We start from the raw sequence: 16,619 nt of genomic DNA, 5'->3' as shown, positions 1-16,619 counted from the left end.
TCTTTTTTTCTTCATTCTGCTAAACCGACACTCGATTTGATATGATCTTCTGTCTCGATTGCCTGTAAGAGGAAATGCGCCACATCTGCGCGATTGATCTGTTTCGCATCTTCCGGTACACCTGTATCTGCTTGACGATAAAGCCCCGTCAACGGACCGTTCAGTAAACGGAGTGGTCGGGCCACCGTATAGTTCAAATCCGCTTGTTGCAAAAGCGCGATCGCTTGGCGGTGATCCTTCAGTGGATTTTTCAGAATCCGCTGAGCGAGCATCCCTTGTACACCCGGTAATTCATCATCAACACCGGCAGACGCAACATAACCGATCCGGTCTACCCCCTGTTTTTTCATCGCTGTCACGATCCGGACGAGACTCCGTTCTAAAAAGCCGCTGTATGCAAGACTTTCAGTGCCAAGAGCCGTCAGGACAGCTTCTTGCCCGGCAACAGCAGCCGTCACCGCTTCTTGATCGAGCACGTCGCCTTTAACGACGTGTAACCGTTCGTCACGTAGTGTCAGTTTTTCCGGACTGCGGACGAATGCTGTGACCTCATGCCCGTGATCAATCGCTTGCTTGACCAGTTCTTGCCCCGTTTGACCCGTCGCTCCAAAAATAATCAATTTCATACAAAACACCCTTTCTCTTTCAAGAACCACTGATTCCATCATACCCTTACCACTTGAAAATGAATCGTCTCACCTTGTCTTTATTTTCAGAAAATTGTTTTTATTTGTTAAGCGTGTATGCTAAAATCTTCCTAAGTACATATGGATATTTTTTCCTTAAAAACAGGAAGGAGGATCGCTTGTGTTACGGCAACGCTTTATCATGTCGCTAGGTGTCATTCTGATTGGTCTGTTCTTGTTTCAAACCGTCACGACGTACGTCTATACGCATTACATCATGCCGGATCCTGTTAAGCTCGTCTCAGAAGAACATCTTGCTGAAGGAGTACCTGAAAAAAATCAAAATGACGCAATCATCATGTCGAAACGTATTACTCGAAAAGAATTTGACAAAATCGAACGTATTCCTCGCCCGAAAGAAATATGGAAATCACTCAAAGCAAATGTATCTGACTCTCCACTTTCTTATCTGCAATACATCATTTTAATCAGTTTGTTTAGTTTCATGGTCTGGAAACTCGTTCAGTCGCGTCGCGTGAAAAAACGGCGCAGGTCTACAGGAGAAGTAACGGATGACGTTCCATTCGCTCAATCGATCTTTCATCCTACTTCTTTAAGAAAATCGCCTTATCTGTATGCATCGTATTCGTCTTCACGTGTCCGTGATCTCGTCATCCGCTTTGAGCAACACTTACCGCGCAGTCAGCAACGTCGTCCGAACGAAACGCTCGAAGACTGGTTACGTAGGATTGAAGTCCCTGTCGATTTTCAGTTATATCGGAATATTCGCTACGGTGATATGTCGGAAACGATCGTCACGGACGATGAGATTCTACGATTCGAACAACAACTAGCACGCTACTCAACCATTTAACCTTGGAGGGATTTCCTATGAAACTACAACAATTAAAAGATCAACTCAATTCCATCTATCTCGGTAAACCGGACGTCATCGATCTCTGTCTGACGGCACTCATCGCAGAAGGACATATTCTACTAGAAGACGTACCGGGAACAGGGAAAACGATGCTCGCCAAGGCGCTCGCTCAGAGCTTTGAGAGTGCCTTTTCGCGGATTCAGTTCACGGCGGATCTTCTCCCGTCAGACGTCATCGGTTCAGACTTCTTCAATTTAAAGACACAGGAGTTCGAGAATAAACGCGGTCCACTGTTCGCGAACGTCGTCTTGATCGATGAGATTAACCGTGCCGTTCCGCGGACACAATCGGCATTACTTGAAGCGATGGAAGAGCGTCAGGTCTCGATTGGTGGAACGACCTATCAGATGCCAGCCCCATTCTTCGTCATCGCGACGCAAAACCCGATTGAATCGGCAGGAACGTTCCCACTACCGGACGCCCAACTCGACCGGTTTATGGTCGCGATCGAAGTCGGTTATCCGGATTTTGAGAACGAACGGCGCTTATTGTCTGAAATTCTGACGAACGTCCGTCGGTCAGCTGTCGGCATCGCGTCAGGCGGCGACTTGATTTCCTGGCAGGAAGAGGCACGCCACGTCCATGCATCGCAAGACGTGCTTGATTATCTATTACACATCGTTCAAGCGACACGAAACCATGAACTCATTGAAGTCGGTGTCAGTCCGCGTGGAGCGATTGCATTACTTCGCGCCTCGCAAAGCTACGCGTTCTTGAATCAACGCGACTTCATCATCCCGGAAGATATCAAATATCTTGCAAAACACGTCCTATCCCATCGCCTGACACTGACACTCGAAGGTGGAATCAAGACGACGAAAGCGGCTGTTTTGACGCATATTCTGGACGACGTGCCGGTTCCGGTCGAGATGGGGTGACGAATCATGCAGATTGAACGTTCCGTCCCGTTTTGGCTTGAACGCCGACTTTTTCCACTGTACGTCACGATGACGTTCATCTTCCTCTTCATTCCGCGTCTTTCCGTCCTCGGATTTCTGTTCGCAGCTTTGGCGACGATTCATTTCGTCGTCGGGCGAACAGAAAAGCAGTTACGACGGGATGTCGCAATCGAATGGAAACATTATGAATCATTGATGTTCAACCAGGAGAAGACGTCGCTCCATTTGCAAGTCTTCGGCGTCGAATCCTTGAGTCAGCTTGGGCTCGAAGCGACACTTCGTTTGCACACGGATGGCGGAGTCATCTTCCCGGAGATGGATCCACTACACCCGGCGACGTTTCACGCAGTGATTGACTCTGAAGACGCAGTGACGATCCCGATTCAGACGGTTCGCCGCGGACCAGCCGAGTTCGATGAGATCATCTTAACGATTCGCCTGCCTTGGAAGATGGGCGTTTATCTCTTTACGTTCGATACATATCCGTCGTTTACAGTCTTACCGTCCTTGACGGCGCAAGCGACGCCGCTTCTTTTACAGCGTTTACGGATCGGTGATCGACCGGACCGTTACTCACCGCTCAAGAACAAACTGGTTCAACTCGGTGCAAAACCCTATACGGCGGAACCGTCAAAAGAGATCGATTGGTATGCGACGGCGAAGACCGGTCGCTTGCAGGCGAAAGTGTTCGAAACGAGCAATCAAGATACGTTTACGATTGCCTTGAACTTATCTGCCCCGAGCGGTTACGGACTCCACCAACAATTTGAGACGTTCATCGAACAAGCGGCATTCCTGATCAGTGAATTAATCAAGGAGGGCTGTAAGATTGAACTGTTCTTGAATCGACTCGACGGAGCAAACCGGATGACACATCTCTCGTTACAAGAAGGACAACCGCAATTAAAACATGTCCTGATGACCCTTTCGACGGTCTCGACGCGTGATTCGTTCATCGCGACACAACAGTTCGAACGCTATGTACTGCGCAGGAAACATATGAACAGTCAGTTGATCCAAATTGGCAATGACCGGATTCTCGCCATCGGCTGAGGATCCAAAGAAAGGAGTTTTTCGCCTCATGGTGTTTATCGCCCGAAAATCAATTCAGCTTATCGTGGCATTTTTTGTCTTGATTGCGATCAGCGCCCTTCCGGCGCTTGTCGCGCAAATGAAATTCAACCCAGCAAGCTACTGGGAAGGTCTGAAGCAACAATTTGCTCAATTAACGAAACTTGATGAGATTACCTATTTCAACGTAACCGCTCAAAAGGAATTCTTGTTGCTTCCTACCATCAGTCCATTCATTAAAGAGACGTTGATCATCTTTACGACAGCTATGCTGGTCTCCGCTGTGTGTGCGATTTTTTATGCTTATTTGTTTTATCGGAGTGGTCGCAAAACACGCATGATGCTGAAACAAACGACTCGGACGCTTGAGATGGTTCCGGATCTGTTCTGGATCATTCTTTCGCAATTCCTTGTCCTCTATCTGTTTAAAACGACCGGGTATGACAAAATCGAAATTGCGGGATCCTATGCTGAGTACATTCGTTTTTTACCGATTCTTACGCTAACGTTGACAACACTATTCTTCTTCATCAAATGGTTAACGACGCAAGTACTCGAACAGGAAGCTGCTCCTTTCCTTGAACTCGCTCGGGCTAAAGGCATTCGTCCTGCCGCTCTTTTCTGGAAACATTTGATTCCGACAATGATCTATCGGTTTTATCTGTTTTTCCGAGCGAACATCATTACGGTCTTATCGAGTCTCGTGATCATTGAATACACGTTCGAAGTGCAAGGTATGTTCCGGTTCGTCTTTTATAATGGACAAATGCCGATTTTGATGGTCATCTTGTTCTTAATCTATCTGCCGATTTTCATCATTGATTTGTTGGCAGAATGGCTTATTCCTAACGCCTGGAAAGGGGGGATTTGATGCGTCGTACTTTGATGCGAGATCCTGTCTTCTGGCTATGTTTATTTTTACTCACTGGTTTACTGCTCCTTAGTTTTGGAAATACGATCTTCCGTGATGGTCAAGTCGATCAAATCTCGAACCGGTATGCTGAAGACGGTACGTTCCTTGCGACGTCACCACTAAAACCGTCAAGTGATCAATGGCTCGGTACAGACCGCTCTGGCTATGACCTCTTTCAATTGATGATTGAAGGATTTAAATGGACAGCCGGTATTTGTATGATTGTTGCGCTCGGTCGAATGTTTCTTTCGCTAGTGATTGCGATTCCGCTAGCTTTTAGAAGTGCTCGCGTCAATCGATACTTAAAACTTATTCTTGATGGATTTTTAGTTTTACCGCTCTCTCTCGTCGCGTTGCTCATTTTGCTTCCATCACTTACGTTCTTTGATTCGACTGCTATCCCACCGTTGTTCGACCGTGTATCGTTCGAGTTGATCGTCTTGATTTTGCTTGGTCTCCCCTCTTTATCGCTTTATCTGATTGCTGAGACCCGTCAGTTACTTAGTCAAGAGTTCATGATTGTCGCCCAGACGCTTGGTGGCAGTCCGTGGCATCGGTTCAGACGCCACATTTGGCCACATCTTGTTCCAACGTTGACAATCGTTTTTATGCAACAGTTCATCCAAACGTTGATGTTACTCGTTCACTTATCACTTTTCAAAATTTTCTTCGCTGGAACGGTTAATTTACATGTAGGAACTGCCCCAACGATTTTTGAGTGGTCCTCGATGTTCGGTTATTACTATAACCAGTTTTCAGCGACGTCTTGGCTCAATCATATGTTCCTTGTTCCACTGATTGGGCTAGCATTAGTCGTCTTTTTCAGCAATCTATTCATGAGTCGACTCGAACGGGCTTTCCGCTTCCGCCAGCAACTAAAACCAATCAAGCTATCGGCATCTCGTGCTCAAGACGAAGCCGCTGCGACGTCGATGGTCGATCCCTTTACACTCGTTGCCCGGAACTCCCGTCACGATTCTGATTGACAATCCATTTTTTTCCTCTTACACTAGAAAAAAACATGAAATGAGGGCGTCCAATGTAAGTCATTCTGAATTCTCACTCCTAACTAAATACGTACGATATGGAGGTCATTCAGAATGAACCGGTTTACGCTTTTATTGGTCAGTCAATGGATTGCGAATGCGGGAGATGCGCTCTATATCGTCTCCCTGATCGCGATGATCTATCAAACGACAGGGCAAGCGAGTCTCGCTGCCCTGTTTCCCGTTCTCGTCACAGCAGGCATGACAGGAAGCGGCTTCTTATTCGCCCAAGTCGCTCAACGTGTTCCCCATGCCTCCTTGTTATTCGGCAGTCAACTCCTCAAGACGATTCTATTAGGCATCATCTGGGGATTTGATTTACCACTGCCACTTATCCTCGCACTCGTTGGGTGTATCGCTTTCTTCGATGGATTTGCTCGTCCGATCGAAAGTGCCTTCATCCCTCGACTGTGTCAGGATGTCCAGAAAGCTAACAGTCTCGTACAAGGTTCGAATCAAGTAATTCAACTTATCATGTGGCCGCTCGGCGCCATCCTGGTCAGCTGGTTATCGCCTCTTTCCGTCTTGTCCGTCTCGGCTGGTCTGTTTTTAGGTGCCAGTCTCATCAGCTATCTGTTCTATCGAAGTGTCCGCTCTCTACCCGACCCTTCGATGGAAGAAGAAGACGTCTCCTTCCGGTCGAGTATTCGCTACACGCGATCGCATTCTTTCGCGAAAGCCAACACCTACCTCGTCGGAATCGATGCGTTCGTCAGTACGGCGTGGATTTCTGCTCTGTTTCTCGTCTACATCGATACACATTTCCAGCTATCGGAACGCTGGTGGGGCATTCTAAATGCCTTCTATCTGCTGAGCATGATCGCCGGTAGTTACATGATGTTACGTCGTCGTGGAACGCGTTCGTTGCTTTATTGTAGTATCGCCTTTTCGATTGGGGCGACCTTCTTGTTTGCTTTCGCTCCAATCGTCACACTTGCCGTGATCGCTTGTCTGTTCCAAGGCTTCGCAAGTCAGGTCCGGGCGATCGAGATTAATACGTTGTTGCAGACGACGACACCACTCGAACGGTTACCGTATGTCTATAGCGTGCAACAAACCGTGTATGCACTCTGCTTCTGTCTCGGTAGTCTGCTGTTCGGATGGCTTGCCGATGTGTTTGCGATCGAGCTTGTCTATGCGCTCGCAGGAGCCCTCTCCTTGTTGATGTGGCAACCGGCTCGCCAGGTATTGGCACGTTCCTCTCAGGAGCAACGACACGTGTCGTAATAAATGACAGTCAAAAGGACAAAGGTCAATGCACCTTTGTCCTTTTTTTGATTCAGTTCTGACGCGTTCGCGTCACACTATACAACAGAAGCAATATAAGTGAGACGAGACCGAGCGCAGCATAGGTCATCTGAAGCGAGAAGACACGTTCGACGAAGACGAATAGCGTACCGGTTCCAAGCACAGCTAAACGTTCAATGACTGAGATCAGCGACGTAAACGTTGCGCGTCCATTTGTCGGCGCAACATCTTGGATGACAGTGGTCACATAAGGCTCAGCCCAGCCATAGCACAAGTACAGCATACCGAGTAAACCGATACTGACGAGCGGAGATGCAACCGACAATCCGGCAAGACACACGATATAGATCATCGCCCATCCGACGGGCGATCGGAACCGAGATAAGGACGCACCAATCGCCTGCATGATTTGGAATAACACGAAGACGAATCCGAAATGGACCATCGGTATCGTTTGATCCCGTAGATAGAGTTGCCAAAACTCATCAACGAAATCAATCGTCGCCCCGTATAACAAGACAAGACAAAGAATTCGGACGTAGACGCGTCGAAACGAAAAACCGTTTAGCAATGTCTTCAACGAACTCGTCTCTCCGTCTTGTTCTCGCGATGCTTCCTTTAAGAAAAACGTCAGGAGTACTGTTCCGAGCAAAACCCACCAAGACACGTGATAGTGCCAGATCAAGTCTACCGATCGCACGGCGTAACTCCCGACGAGTGCCGCAAGTCCAGACGTCAACAAACCACTGATTGAAATCACTCGCCAGACCGTCTCGAATCGCTCTTCTCTCCTATGCATTCGCAATGTTTCATAGACGTGGGCTTCAAGCGCTCCACTAAGTGCTGCGCCACCGATGCCAGCAAGGGCCATCGCCAAGAGGAAAGCAGGTAATGAGTAGGCTTCAAGCAACACCGTAAACGATAACCACTCACATACGAAACCAGCCAGAATGAACGGCTTTCTACCCCACCGGTCGGATAACAAACCGAACGGGATCTCACCAATCAACATGACCCAAGCAAAGACGATTTCTGCGATGACGACGTCGGCAATGCTCATTCCCCGGTCTTCCCAGTAAAAGCGCTCAATCACATAAGCTGGAATGAACGAACTACTAGCTTCGATCAGGATCCAAAGCATGAGTGATCGTCGGACTTAACAAGGCCATCTGCTTCGCCGCATCTCCTCACTTCCTTTCTGTTTGATAGTAGTTAATTCCCGTTTTGCAGATGAAACCAACAAAAAAACGCCCTTTGATTAAAAAATCAAAGAACGCTTTTGACATTAACATTCATCTGCCGATTCCGTGACCGGTACGACGGACTGGACGATCGGTAGTTCGACGATGAACGCGGACCCGACACCTTCTGTTGATTCGACATGAATCATCCCTTCGTGCGAACGAACGATTTCCTGACAAATCGCAAGACCAAGACCGGTACCGCCGATTTTTCGACTATCCGAATTATCGACTCGATAAAACTTACTAAACAGTTGTGGTAACGCGTGACGGGGAATGCCGATTCCCTCATCTTCGATCTTCAGCTGGACACGATCTTCGACTTGACGCATCGTGATCGTGATTTGACCACCATCCGGTGAATACTTGATTGCATTGTTGATCAGGTTCGTGAACAGCTGACGCATTTTTTGTTCGTCAGCATGAATCCGCCCCGTCGTCGTTTCTTCAAAATCAAGGACTAGCTCGTGATCTTTTGCCGAAGCGGTATGGAACTCGACCGTTTCCTGAATGACTTTCGTCAGATCAAGCGGTTTAAAGTCATACTGTTGCTGACTCGATTCCATGCGCTGGACATCGAGGAAGTCGTTGACGAGGTTCGTCAACCGTTCGGTTTCTGCATGAATCGTCTCGAGATACCGTTGACGTTTTGATTCCTGGACGTCGCGCGCGAGCATCAATTCCGTATAGCCGTAAATCGAGGCAAGCGGTGTCCGTAACTCATGCGATACGGTCGAGACGAATTCCGATTTCATCCGGTCGATCGCCGTCTCTGCCGTCACGTCACGTAAGACGAGCATCGTACCGCGGAAACAACCACCGTAATGGATTTCCTCTGCATATAACGTGACGAATCGCTCCTCCTTGTTCAAGGACAACGCCAAGCTCTCCGTCGGAATTTCCTGACTGCAGACATGATCCATGTAGGTTAAGAACGCCTCATGTTGATCGACCTGCACTGCCAACTCTTCGATTTTGACGTCGAGCGTCATCAATCCTTCTTCCGCCACTTGATCGTGCGCCGGATGATGGAATAAAGCGAGCAATGGTTTATTGGCAAAAATCGTCTCTCCTTCGATATAGATGACCGCTTCCCGAATCGAATGGAGAAGTTTGGACGTCTTTTCCCGTTCTCGTTCGACTTCTTCAAAGACACGCATCCGGAGCAAGGAGAGTGCCAATTGACGGGAGAACGACCAGATTTCGTTCGTCTGCTCTTCCGTAAAGGCATCCCGGTAACGGACGAGATAAATGCTTGCAATCATCGTGTTCGTCGCTGGATCCATCACCGGTACGACGATTTCGTACATCGTGTACGGATATGGGAGCGGATGATGACTCGCGACTTGTTTCGTCGAGCGAACAGCTCGCTTGTTTTGACGTGTGCGTTCGAGTAATGACGTCGAAGCATGTAATAACTGGTGCTCCTGAGCTGCCGTCATCCCGTAAGAGACGAGATCCGTATAGCGGTCTTGCTCTAAGAAGACGATTGCTCCGAGCTCCGCATCGGTAATCGTGATCAATTTTTCGATGATCGCTGGATACGCCGTCAACGTTTCACGAGACGCGAGTGTCTCGGTCAACTCATTGCGATAACGCAAATGCGTCTCGTTGCGCAACGTGATGTCGAGTGCTTCTTCGAGCTCTTCCTGTTGCGATTGAAGCTCTTCTTGCTGGGCAATTAATTCTTCCTGTTGACTTTGTAGTTCGTCGTTACTTGCGACGAGTTGATGTTTTTGCCCGGAAATGGCGGCTGCCATCTGGTTGAACGTCGTCGTCAATTCACCGATCTCATCTTGACGATTCGTGATGACGATTGGTGTCGCATCCTCACCTTTAGCGAGTCGTCCACTTTCCCGGTTCAACTGACGCAACTGACGCGTCAAGCGGCGGACGAATGGTCGGACGAAAACGAGAGTAATCAATAAGAGGATTGCGATATTGACTGCTCCGAGAATTTGCGACGAGTTGACTTGTTTACCAAGCCGCTCTTGCGCTGCCATCTCTTGATCGTTTAAGGAATTACGATATTTTGTGAAGACCGTCTCCATATCAACGATACTTGAACTCATATCAGCCGCACTCTTCGTCTTGATGTTAAACTTCCGCTGTGGATCGAGTGGCTTTGATTTTGTGACCTTTCCAAGCGTCGGCATCTTCAAGAACGGTTCCGTCACTTTGCCGTCTTTTTTCGCCGCGACATAATTGACGAGGCTCGGCATGACGCGTTGGGTATACGCTGTATAGAGTTCCCGTGCGTCCGTTGCATACTGCCGTTCTTCTTTGAAGCGTGCATTGCGCTCGAACCATGTCGTTTGTTGATTGATGCCATTTTTCTTTGCTTCGATTTCTTTTAACATCTCTTCGTCACCAAGCAAGACGAAGCCACGCATCTCGTACTGCATGCTTTGCCATGATTCGTACAAATCCGTCGCCCGTGTCCGATGTTCGTTTAACATCTTTAACTCTTGGCGTGATTCATCCACCTGTTGTTTCGTATATAGGTAGACACCACCTGTCGTTAGCAGCAGTGTCAGAAAAATCACATAAAACGCAGACATGATTTGCCGTCCAATCGTTCGATTCAGCCATGTTTTCATTAAAGAAATTCAACTCCTTTCCCTTTATCTTTCTCCAGCAATAAAGGTATTCCCGTCCATTCATTGTAAACTTTTTTCAACCGATACACAGCATTCTGCTCAAAAAGATTTCAATTTCATACAACTTTAATCTAAATCGTTGTATATGACAATTAGATGTCACGATTCAACCGTTTTCAACAAAAAAAGAGCCCCTCAGGACCCTTTTTAATGATGATGGTGATGGCTATGGCTATGGCTCCGGACCGGCTGTTCGTCCGCTAAATGATCCGCATCCAAAATACCGAGCCGTAAGTACTGAGCGACGACTTGTTTTTTCGTCGTTTCGGAAATTTGATCCGTTCCTTGGACGAGTCTTAAGATGCCAGTCGCAATCCGAAACGGTTCGAGATTCGTCTTTTCCACTGGAAAACTTGTCAACGTTTCTAAGTAAGCGACGTAATTCTGTGCATCCGATTCATCCGGACTGACGAGACGCGCCGCATGCTCGCGCAGTTGTTGCGTCAATGAATTCGTTGAGATTCCCTTTGAGGCTGCAGAGATGACTCCAAACAGAATGAAACCGATGATGAGAACAAAAAATCCGACCATGAAAATCGGCATGCCCGAGAAGAAGCCGTCGCCTCCCAATTCGCTTTCCATGAATGCTACTGTGAACATAGTGAACCCTCCAAATGAATAGAATGATGACGATCACTTATCCTACGTCATCCTCTTCAAGAAAGTTTCACCTAGTTAGGTAGTTTTTGTAAGTCAGCTTGGAACCAGTCTTCAACGAAGAAGCGTTCCGTCTCCGTCTCGATTTGATATGAATACAACACTTCGAAGTCGCCTTCCGTCAGCATCGGTAATGTCAATTCGCGTACGAGTTGGCGTAACTCTTCCGTCAGCTCAGCTTCGTAGCGGATGAATCCATCTTCCCGGTGCTCGACTTCCGTCAAGTACGGAAGTAGGATGTGTTTTCCGAATGATTGTGGATCATCGATCACTTCCGCAGTCACACCAAACAGTTCTTCTGCTTCTTCGACCAGTCCTTCTGCCGACTGTACCTCGATATGATCCGGAAACCAGACCGTCAAGCGGCGCCCTTCCTGTAACAGTCGTTCAAAGACAGGACGAAACGTTTGATTTTGAATCAGTTCGTATTGCATCAGTCTTCCCCTTTCGTGAATTCGAATTTTAATTGATCACGTTCGAGATAGAGCATCGCCTTAAACTGGCGCGCATTCTTTTTCATCTCGAGTGGCTTTGTTTTTTGACCCGCTAGTACTTTTTTGACTTCCGTTTGCGTCAGTCGGGCACCAAGGATCGTTTTCGGTAACGTAAAGCCACAGTTGTTCTTTTGATAGCCACTGCAGCCATAGAACTTCCCACGATCAAGCACTGCTGATTGACACAGCGGGCACGGACCGACCGGACGATTCGTTGCACCCCGCGGGGACTTGCTTTTGACTTGTGTCGGATCAACGGCGAGTTGTTCAATTCGTTGTTTGGCATCGACGACGAGATGCTCCGACAATTTTTTCGCCTGTTCAATGAACTGGGCAGCAGATGCCTCCCCTTTACCGATTTGCTCGAGACGGCTCTCCCACTTCGCTGTCATCTCTGGCGAAGCAAGAATACTCCCCGTCACGGCATCAATCAAGATCCGACCTTTTGGCGTCGGATGAATCTCTTTTTTGACGAGTTTGATGTATTCCCGTCGTTTTAGTCCATCGATGATCCCGGCACGAGTTGCTTCCGTCCCGAGTCCCTCGACTTCCTTCATGATCGCTTGCAGATCGTCTTCAAGCAACTTACCAGCTGTTTTCATACCGAGGATGAGCGTCCCTTCCGTATAGCGTTTCGGCGGCTCCGTTTGTTTCTCGAGCAGTCGACAGCCTTTGATCGGCATCTCTTGTCCTTGTTCGACGGCTGGCAATTCGACTTCTTTTGACTCGATTTGTAAGACCTGTTTAAAGCCCGGATCAATCGTCCGACTGCCGCGTGTTAAAAAACGGTCCATCTCACGCATCGTCACGATTTCCGTTTTCTCCGAGACAGCGTCCGGTGCAAAGGCAGCAAGAAAACGGCGAACGATTAAGTCGTAGACTTGCGCATCTCGTCCGGAGAGCTTCGCGACGGCACCCGCTTCTTCTGTTGGAATGATCGCATAGTGATCGCTGACCTTTGCCGGATTGACGTAGCGCTTATCGTTAACCGGATTGTTCGTCAGGACATCCTTGATTGGACTATATTCCGCTTGCTTCAGTAACCGATCAAGAATGACCGGGAACTGTCCTGCCTCCTCTTTCGTCACGAAGGAAGAGTCCGTTCGCGGATAACTGATCCAACCACGGATATAGAGTTTTTGCGCGATATCGAGCGTCTCTTTTGCACCGAGACCAAACCGTCGGCTCGCTTCTGTTTGTAAGAGCGATAAACTGAACCAAAACGGTGGTCGTTCCGTCTGCCGCTTTTTCTCGATTGATGCGACGACTCCGGTTCCTTTCGTCCGATTCACGATCGCTTGTGCCTGATCCCGGTCACTCAGCTTCGTCTGTTTCTTCGCATTGATGTATTTTCCTTTGTATCGCGTAAAATCCGCCTCGACTTCGTAGTACGTCTCCGGTCGGAAGTTCTCGATCTGTTTTTCCCGTTCGACGATCAGTGCGAGCGTCGGTGTCTGGACCCGTCCGAGGGAAAAGACGTCGGCGATGCCCTTCTTCTTCAGTAACGTCGTATACGCACGGGACGCATTCATCCCGATCAACCAATCGGCGCAAGCGCGACTCATCGCCTCGTGAAAAATGTTCTCCGTTTCCTTGCCATCGAGCAGGTTCGCAAAACCATGGTCAACGGCTTGAGGCGTCAGACTCGAAATCCAGAGTCGTTGCAACGGTTTTGCGTTGTTCGCGAGACGTAAGATCAATCGGACGATTGCCTCTCCCTCTCGCTCGGCATCCGATGCTATAATGATGGAAGTCGTCGTCCGCTCATTCAATAATTTCTTGATGACCTGGTATGGTTTACTCTTGCCTTTTGCCAGTCGGTAATCAAATCGTTCCGGGATGATCGGCAGATGATCGTAGTTCCATCGTTTCCATTTGGCGTCATAATGCGCTGGCTCCTGCAGTTCACATAAGTGTCCGACCGCATAAGCGAGTTTTGCTCCTTGCGGAAACCGGTCACATGGTTTGATTTCAATGTAGCCGTCCCGCTTCACCGATGGATACGGAGCTGCCAGTTTTTCCGCTTGTTTTGGTTTTTCAGCAATGATCAATTGCACACGCTTCACCCTCATTTCCTTACTTCAGACATGTGGAGGTACCCATGCCCTATTTTACGTTATTCATGGCTTTATTCTTTATTTCAACATCGGCAATCTTCGTCAAGTGGGCGGAGACACCGATCGAGGCTGTCGCCTTTTACCGCATGTTGTTCTCGACCTTGTTGTTGCTCCCACTCATTCGATTGAAGGAACTGTTGCAACTCAGTTCGTCGACGATCCGGCATATGCTGTTAAGTGGCATTTTGCTCGCCGGTCATTTTTGGCTGTGGTTCCTCTCTCTTGATTATACGACAGTTGCGAGCTCAACGCTCTTCGTGACCGCGAGTCCGATTTTTGTCCTGGCCGGTAACGCGTTATTCTTCAAACAACACCCGTCGCGCAAAGCACTCCTGTTCGTCGCTGTCGCCTTATTTGGTGGCGGTCTCGTCGCTTATGGAGATATCGCTGTCGGCATGCGCGCCTTGATCGGGGACGGTCTTGCCTTGCTCGCAACGATTTTAGTCGCTGGTTACTGGTTGCTCGGTCAACACGTCCGCACAAGCGTCTCGACGAACCTCTATTCGTTCGGTGTCTACGCTGTCGCGTCGCTCGTCTTACTTTTGTTATCATTGATTCAATCAACGAATCTCGTTGCTGCGTTCCAACAAGATTGGTGGCTGTATATTCTTCTTGCCGTCTTCCCGACGTTACTCGGTCACAATTTATTCAACTGGGCGCTCGCTCGTGTCAGTGCCAGCATCGTCAGCATCACGATCCTTGGCGAAGCGGTTTGGGGGATGATCTTCGGATACTATCTGTTCGATGAGAAGCTGACATGGATTCAAATCACCGGTGCCGCTTTACTATTGATCGGAATTGGATTGTTCCTCCGACGCAACGAACGCGATATTCGCGAACAACTTGCCCAACGTGAGAGTGCCACTAGTCAATCCTCCTAATGACAAGGGGCTGACTCAAAAGTCAGTCTCTACAAAGATAAGGGTGGCAGAATGATGATCTGCCATCCTTATCTCGTAACAAAAAGAATGACGCGTCACACGCCACTCCTACAGGAACAAGCGCATTTATGCGCTGTCAGAGACGAACAAGACCCGCTTTCCTGCTTCAACGAAGCAGGAAAGCTGGCTTGTGTCTCGCCTGAGGAAAGGGCGTGAAAAGACGCGTCATTCTTTTTTTGAGTCAGCCCCTTCATTACGATCGTGGATCGTCAGGTCGAACTTTCGGTAAACGCCATGTCATCGCAAACGCGAGAATCGCACAAAGAACGCCACCGATGAAGACGTAACGTAATCCATGTGATAACGCGATTTCTGCCGCATACTGCACATCCTGTCCGAACGTTTTTGCCGTACTCGATTGGAAAAATGGATCAATCGCGTACCCTGAGAGCGTGTCCGACGCTGAAAACGAACGAAGGATGGATAGGTTGAAGATCGTACCGAAGATCGCAACACCGAGCGTCTGTCCCGTCGTACTCAAGAACGAGTTGACGGCCGTCGCTGAGCCACGAAGTGACCAATCGACGGAAGTCTGCAGGACGACCATGAAGACTGGTTGTGAGAGACCAAAACCAATTCCAATCAGCGAAACGGCAAGATAGATGAAAACATCACTTGATTCGCGCGTGATCAACGATAAAATCACTGTACCGACGATCAGCAGTCCCATTCCTGTCATCGTCCGATACCGGGGTGAGGCGGCACCAATCGTCCGTCCACCGATAATGGCGGTCAGCGTCCAAAAAAGCGACAGTGGCATCAACATGAAACCAGCTTCGGTCGGACTCTTGCCGAGTACCCCTTGGGCAAAAATCGGAATATACGCTGACATCGAGACGAGTACCCAGGCGGAAAAGAAGACCGCTAAGTTGATCACGAGAATGACCGGATGGCGAATGACTGCTGGTGGTAAGAGTGGATCGCTCGCCTTTTTCTCGACACGATAGAACGTGAACAATAAAACGAAACTAATGAAAAAGCTCGCTAGAATGATTGGACGCAAGAACGTCTCCGATTCACTCCCCGACAATAAGCCGTACAGAAACGCACTCATCCCGAGCGCAAACAATAACGCGCCCCGGTAATCGATTTTCCGCTCTGTTTCACGGACCGTCTCTTTGTAGTAAACGACGATCATGAAGAACGACAATAAGGCAAACGGTACGTTTAGTAAGAAAATATACCGCCACGAAAGCGATTCGACGAGGAACCCACCGACGAGTGGTCCAGCGACACCAGAGATTCCCCACACGGCACTGAGCACTCCTTGGATTTTCCCTCGTTCCTCATATGTATACAAATCACCGATGATCGTCATCGCGATCGGTAATACAGCTCCTGCCCCGATACCTTGGACGGCACGGAAAACGATCAACATCTCCATCGATTGAGCGAGTCCACAGGCTAACGAAGCGACGGTGAAGACGCCGATCCCGAATAACAGAACCCGTTTTCGACCATATAAATCTGCCATCTTTCCGTAAATCGGTGTTGATACCGCCATGAACAACAAGAATCCAGCAAAGATCCAACTGACTAATTTCGCCCCGTTCAATTCACTCGCCATGACAGGTGTTGCTGTTGCAACGATCGTCCCCTCGATCGCGGCTAAAAACGTCGCGAGCAACAAGGCGACGGTTACTTTTTTCCTCATCTGTTCCACTTCCCCTCTACTGTTCTATCATACTGGTTGGACCAGTGATAAGAAAAGTAAATGCTTACGAAACAGGATTCGCGGGAACGGTATGGAATGGTATACACTAGACTCA

At 48.6% G+C, this 16,619-nt stretch carries 14 protein-coding genes; 7 read left to right on the top strand and 7 right to left on the bottom strand.

What is annotated here, in order from left to right; translation table 11 throughout:
* Nucleotides 1-11: 11 nt before the first annotated feature.
* Nucleotides 12-626 carry an NAD(P)-dependent oxidoreductase gene (locus U719_RS04995; RefSeq protein ID WP_023467651.1) on the bottom strand — a complete coding sequence of 205 codons (615 nt, stop codon included), beginning with the start codon at nucleotides 624-626 and terminating at the stop codon, nucleotides 12-14.
* Between the two features lie 181 nt (nucleotides 627-807).
* Here U719_RS04995 and U719_RS04990 point away from each other — a divergent pair, with 181 nt between their 5' ends.
* From U719_RS04990 to U719_RS04965, 6 genes are all read left to right on the top strand, one after another.
* Complete coding sequence (locus U719_RS04990) at nucleotides 808-1,500, top strand: hypothetical protein (protein WP_023467650.1); 693 nt, start codon at nucleotides 808-810, stop codon at nucleotides 1,498-1,500.
* A 17-nt stretch (nucleotides 1,501-1,517) separates the two neighbouring features.
* Nucleotides 1,518-2,441, top strand: coding sequence for a MoxR family ATPase (locus U719_RS04985; protein ID WP_023467649.1), 924 nt, complete (start codon nucleotides 1,518-1,520; stop codon nucleotides 2,439-2,441).
* A 6-nt stretch (nucleotides 2,442-2,447) separates the two neighbouring features.
* Nucleotides 2,448-3,515 (top strand): DUF58 domain-containing protein, encoded by a 1,068-nt coding sequence (locus U719_RS04980; protein ID WP_023467648.1) that lies wholly within the window; start codon nucleotides 2,448-2,450, stop codon nucleotides 3,513-3,515.
* 28 nt (nucleotides 3,516-3,543) lie between these two features.
* Nucleotides 3,544-4,404, top strand: coding sequence for an ABC transporter permease subunit (locus U719_RS04975; protein WP_023467647.1), 861 nt, complete (start codon nucleotides 3,544-3,546; stop codon nucleotides 4,402-4,404).
* Complete coding sequence (locus U719_RS04970) at nucleotides 4,404-5,432, top strand: ABC transporter permease subunit (protein ID WP_023467646.1); 1,029 nt, start codon at nucleotides 4,404-4,406, stop codon at nucleotides 5,430-5,432. The genes U719_RS04975 and U719_RS04970 overlap by 1 nt, the downstream gene beginning before the upstream one ends.
* A 114-nt stretch (nucleotides 5,433-5,546) precedes the next feature.
* Nucleotides 5,547-6,719, top strand: coding sequence for an MFS transporter (locus U719_RS04965; RefSeq protein WP_023467645.1), 1,173 nt, complete (start codon nucleotides 5,547-5,549; stop codon nucleotides 6,717-6,719).
* A 52-nt stretch (nucleotides 6,720-6,771) separates the two neighbouring features.
* Here U719_RS04965 and U719_RS04960 read toward each other — a convergent pair whose 3' ends face one another.
* The 5 genes from U719_RS04960 to U719_RS04940 form a co-directional block, all read right to left on the bottom strand.
* Nucleotides 6,772-7,881, bottom strand: coding sequence for an MFS transporter (locus U719_RS04960; protein WP_023467644.1), 1,110 nt, complete (start codon nucleotides 7,879-7,881; stop codon nucleotides 6,772-6,774).
* A 144-nt stretch (nucleotides 7,882-8,025) separates the two neighbouring features.
* Nucleotides 8,026-10,581: a sensor histidine kinase gene (locus tag U719_RS04955; RefSeq protein ID WP_023467643.1), complete on the bottom strand. Its 2,556-nt coding sequence runs from the start codon at nucleotides 10,579-10,581 to the stop codon at nucleotides 8,026-8,028.
* Nucleotides 10,582-10,788: 207 nt separating this feature from the next.
* Nucleotides 10,789-11,241 carry a hypothetical protein gene (locus U719_RS04950; protein WP_023467642.1) on the bottom strand — a complete coding sequence of 151 codons (453 nt, stop codon included), beginning with the start codon at nucleotides 11,239-11,241 and terminating at the stop codon, nucleotides 10,789-10,791.
* A 71-nt stretch (nucleotides 11,242-11,312) separates the two neighbouring features.
* Nucleotides 11,313-11,732: a hypothetical protein gene (locus U719_RS04945; RefSeq protein WP_023467641.1), complete on the bottom strand. Its 420-nt coding sequence runs from the start codon at nucleotides 11,730-11,732 to the stop codon at nucleotides 11,313-11,315.
* A complete protein-coding gene (locus U719_RS04940; RefSeq protein ID WP_023467640.1) occupies nucleotides 11,732-13,849 on the bottom strand; it encodes a DNA topoisomerase III in 2,118 nt (705 codons plus the stop codon). The genes U719_RS04945 and U719_RS04940 overlap by 1 nt, the downstream gene beginning before the upstream one ends.
* A gap of 44 nt (nucleotides 13,850-13,893) precedes the next feature.
* Here U719_RS04940 and U719_RS04935 point away from each other — a divergent pair, with 44 nt between their 5' ends.
* Complete coding sequence (locus tag U719_RS04935) at nucleotides 13,894-14,790, top strand: DMT family transporter (RefSeq protein ID WP_023467639.1); 897 nt, start codon at nucleotides 13,894-13,896, stop codon at nucleotides 14,788-14,790.
* A 253-nt stretch (nucleotides 14,791-15,043) separates the two neighbouring features.
* Here U719_RS04935 and U719_RS04930 read toward each other — a convergent pair whose 3' ends face one another.
* On the bottom strand, nucleotides 15,044-16,504 hold the full coding sequence (locus U719_RS04930) for an MDR family MFS transporter (protein WP_023467638.1): 1,461 nt from the start codon (nucleotides 16,502-16,504) through the stop codon (nucleotides 15,044-15,046).
* Nucleotides 16,505-16,619 lie beyond the last annotated feature (115 nt).

This window comes from Exiguobacterium sp. MH3 (genome assembly GCF_000496635.1).
In the GTDB taxonomy this organism is placed as follows: domain Bacteria; phylum Bacillota; class Bacilli; order Exiguobacteriales; family Exiguobacteriaceae; genus Exiguobacterium_A; species Exiguobacterium_A indicum.
The sequence above is the reverse complement of the archived record's forward strand: the minus strand, read 5'-3'. Positions and strand labels throughout refer to the sequence as shown.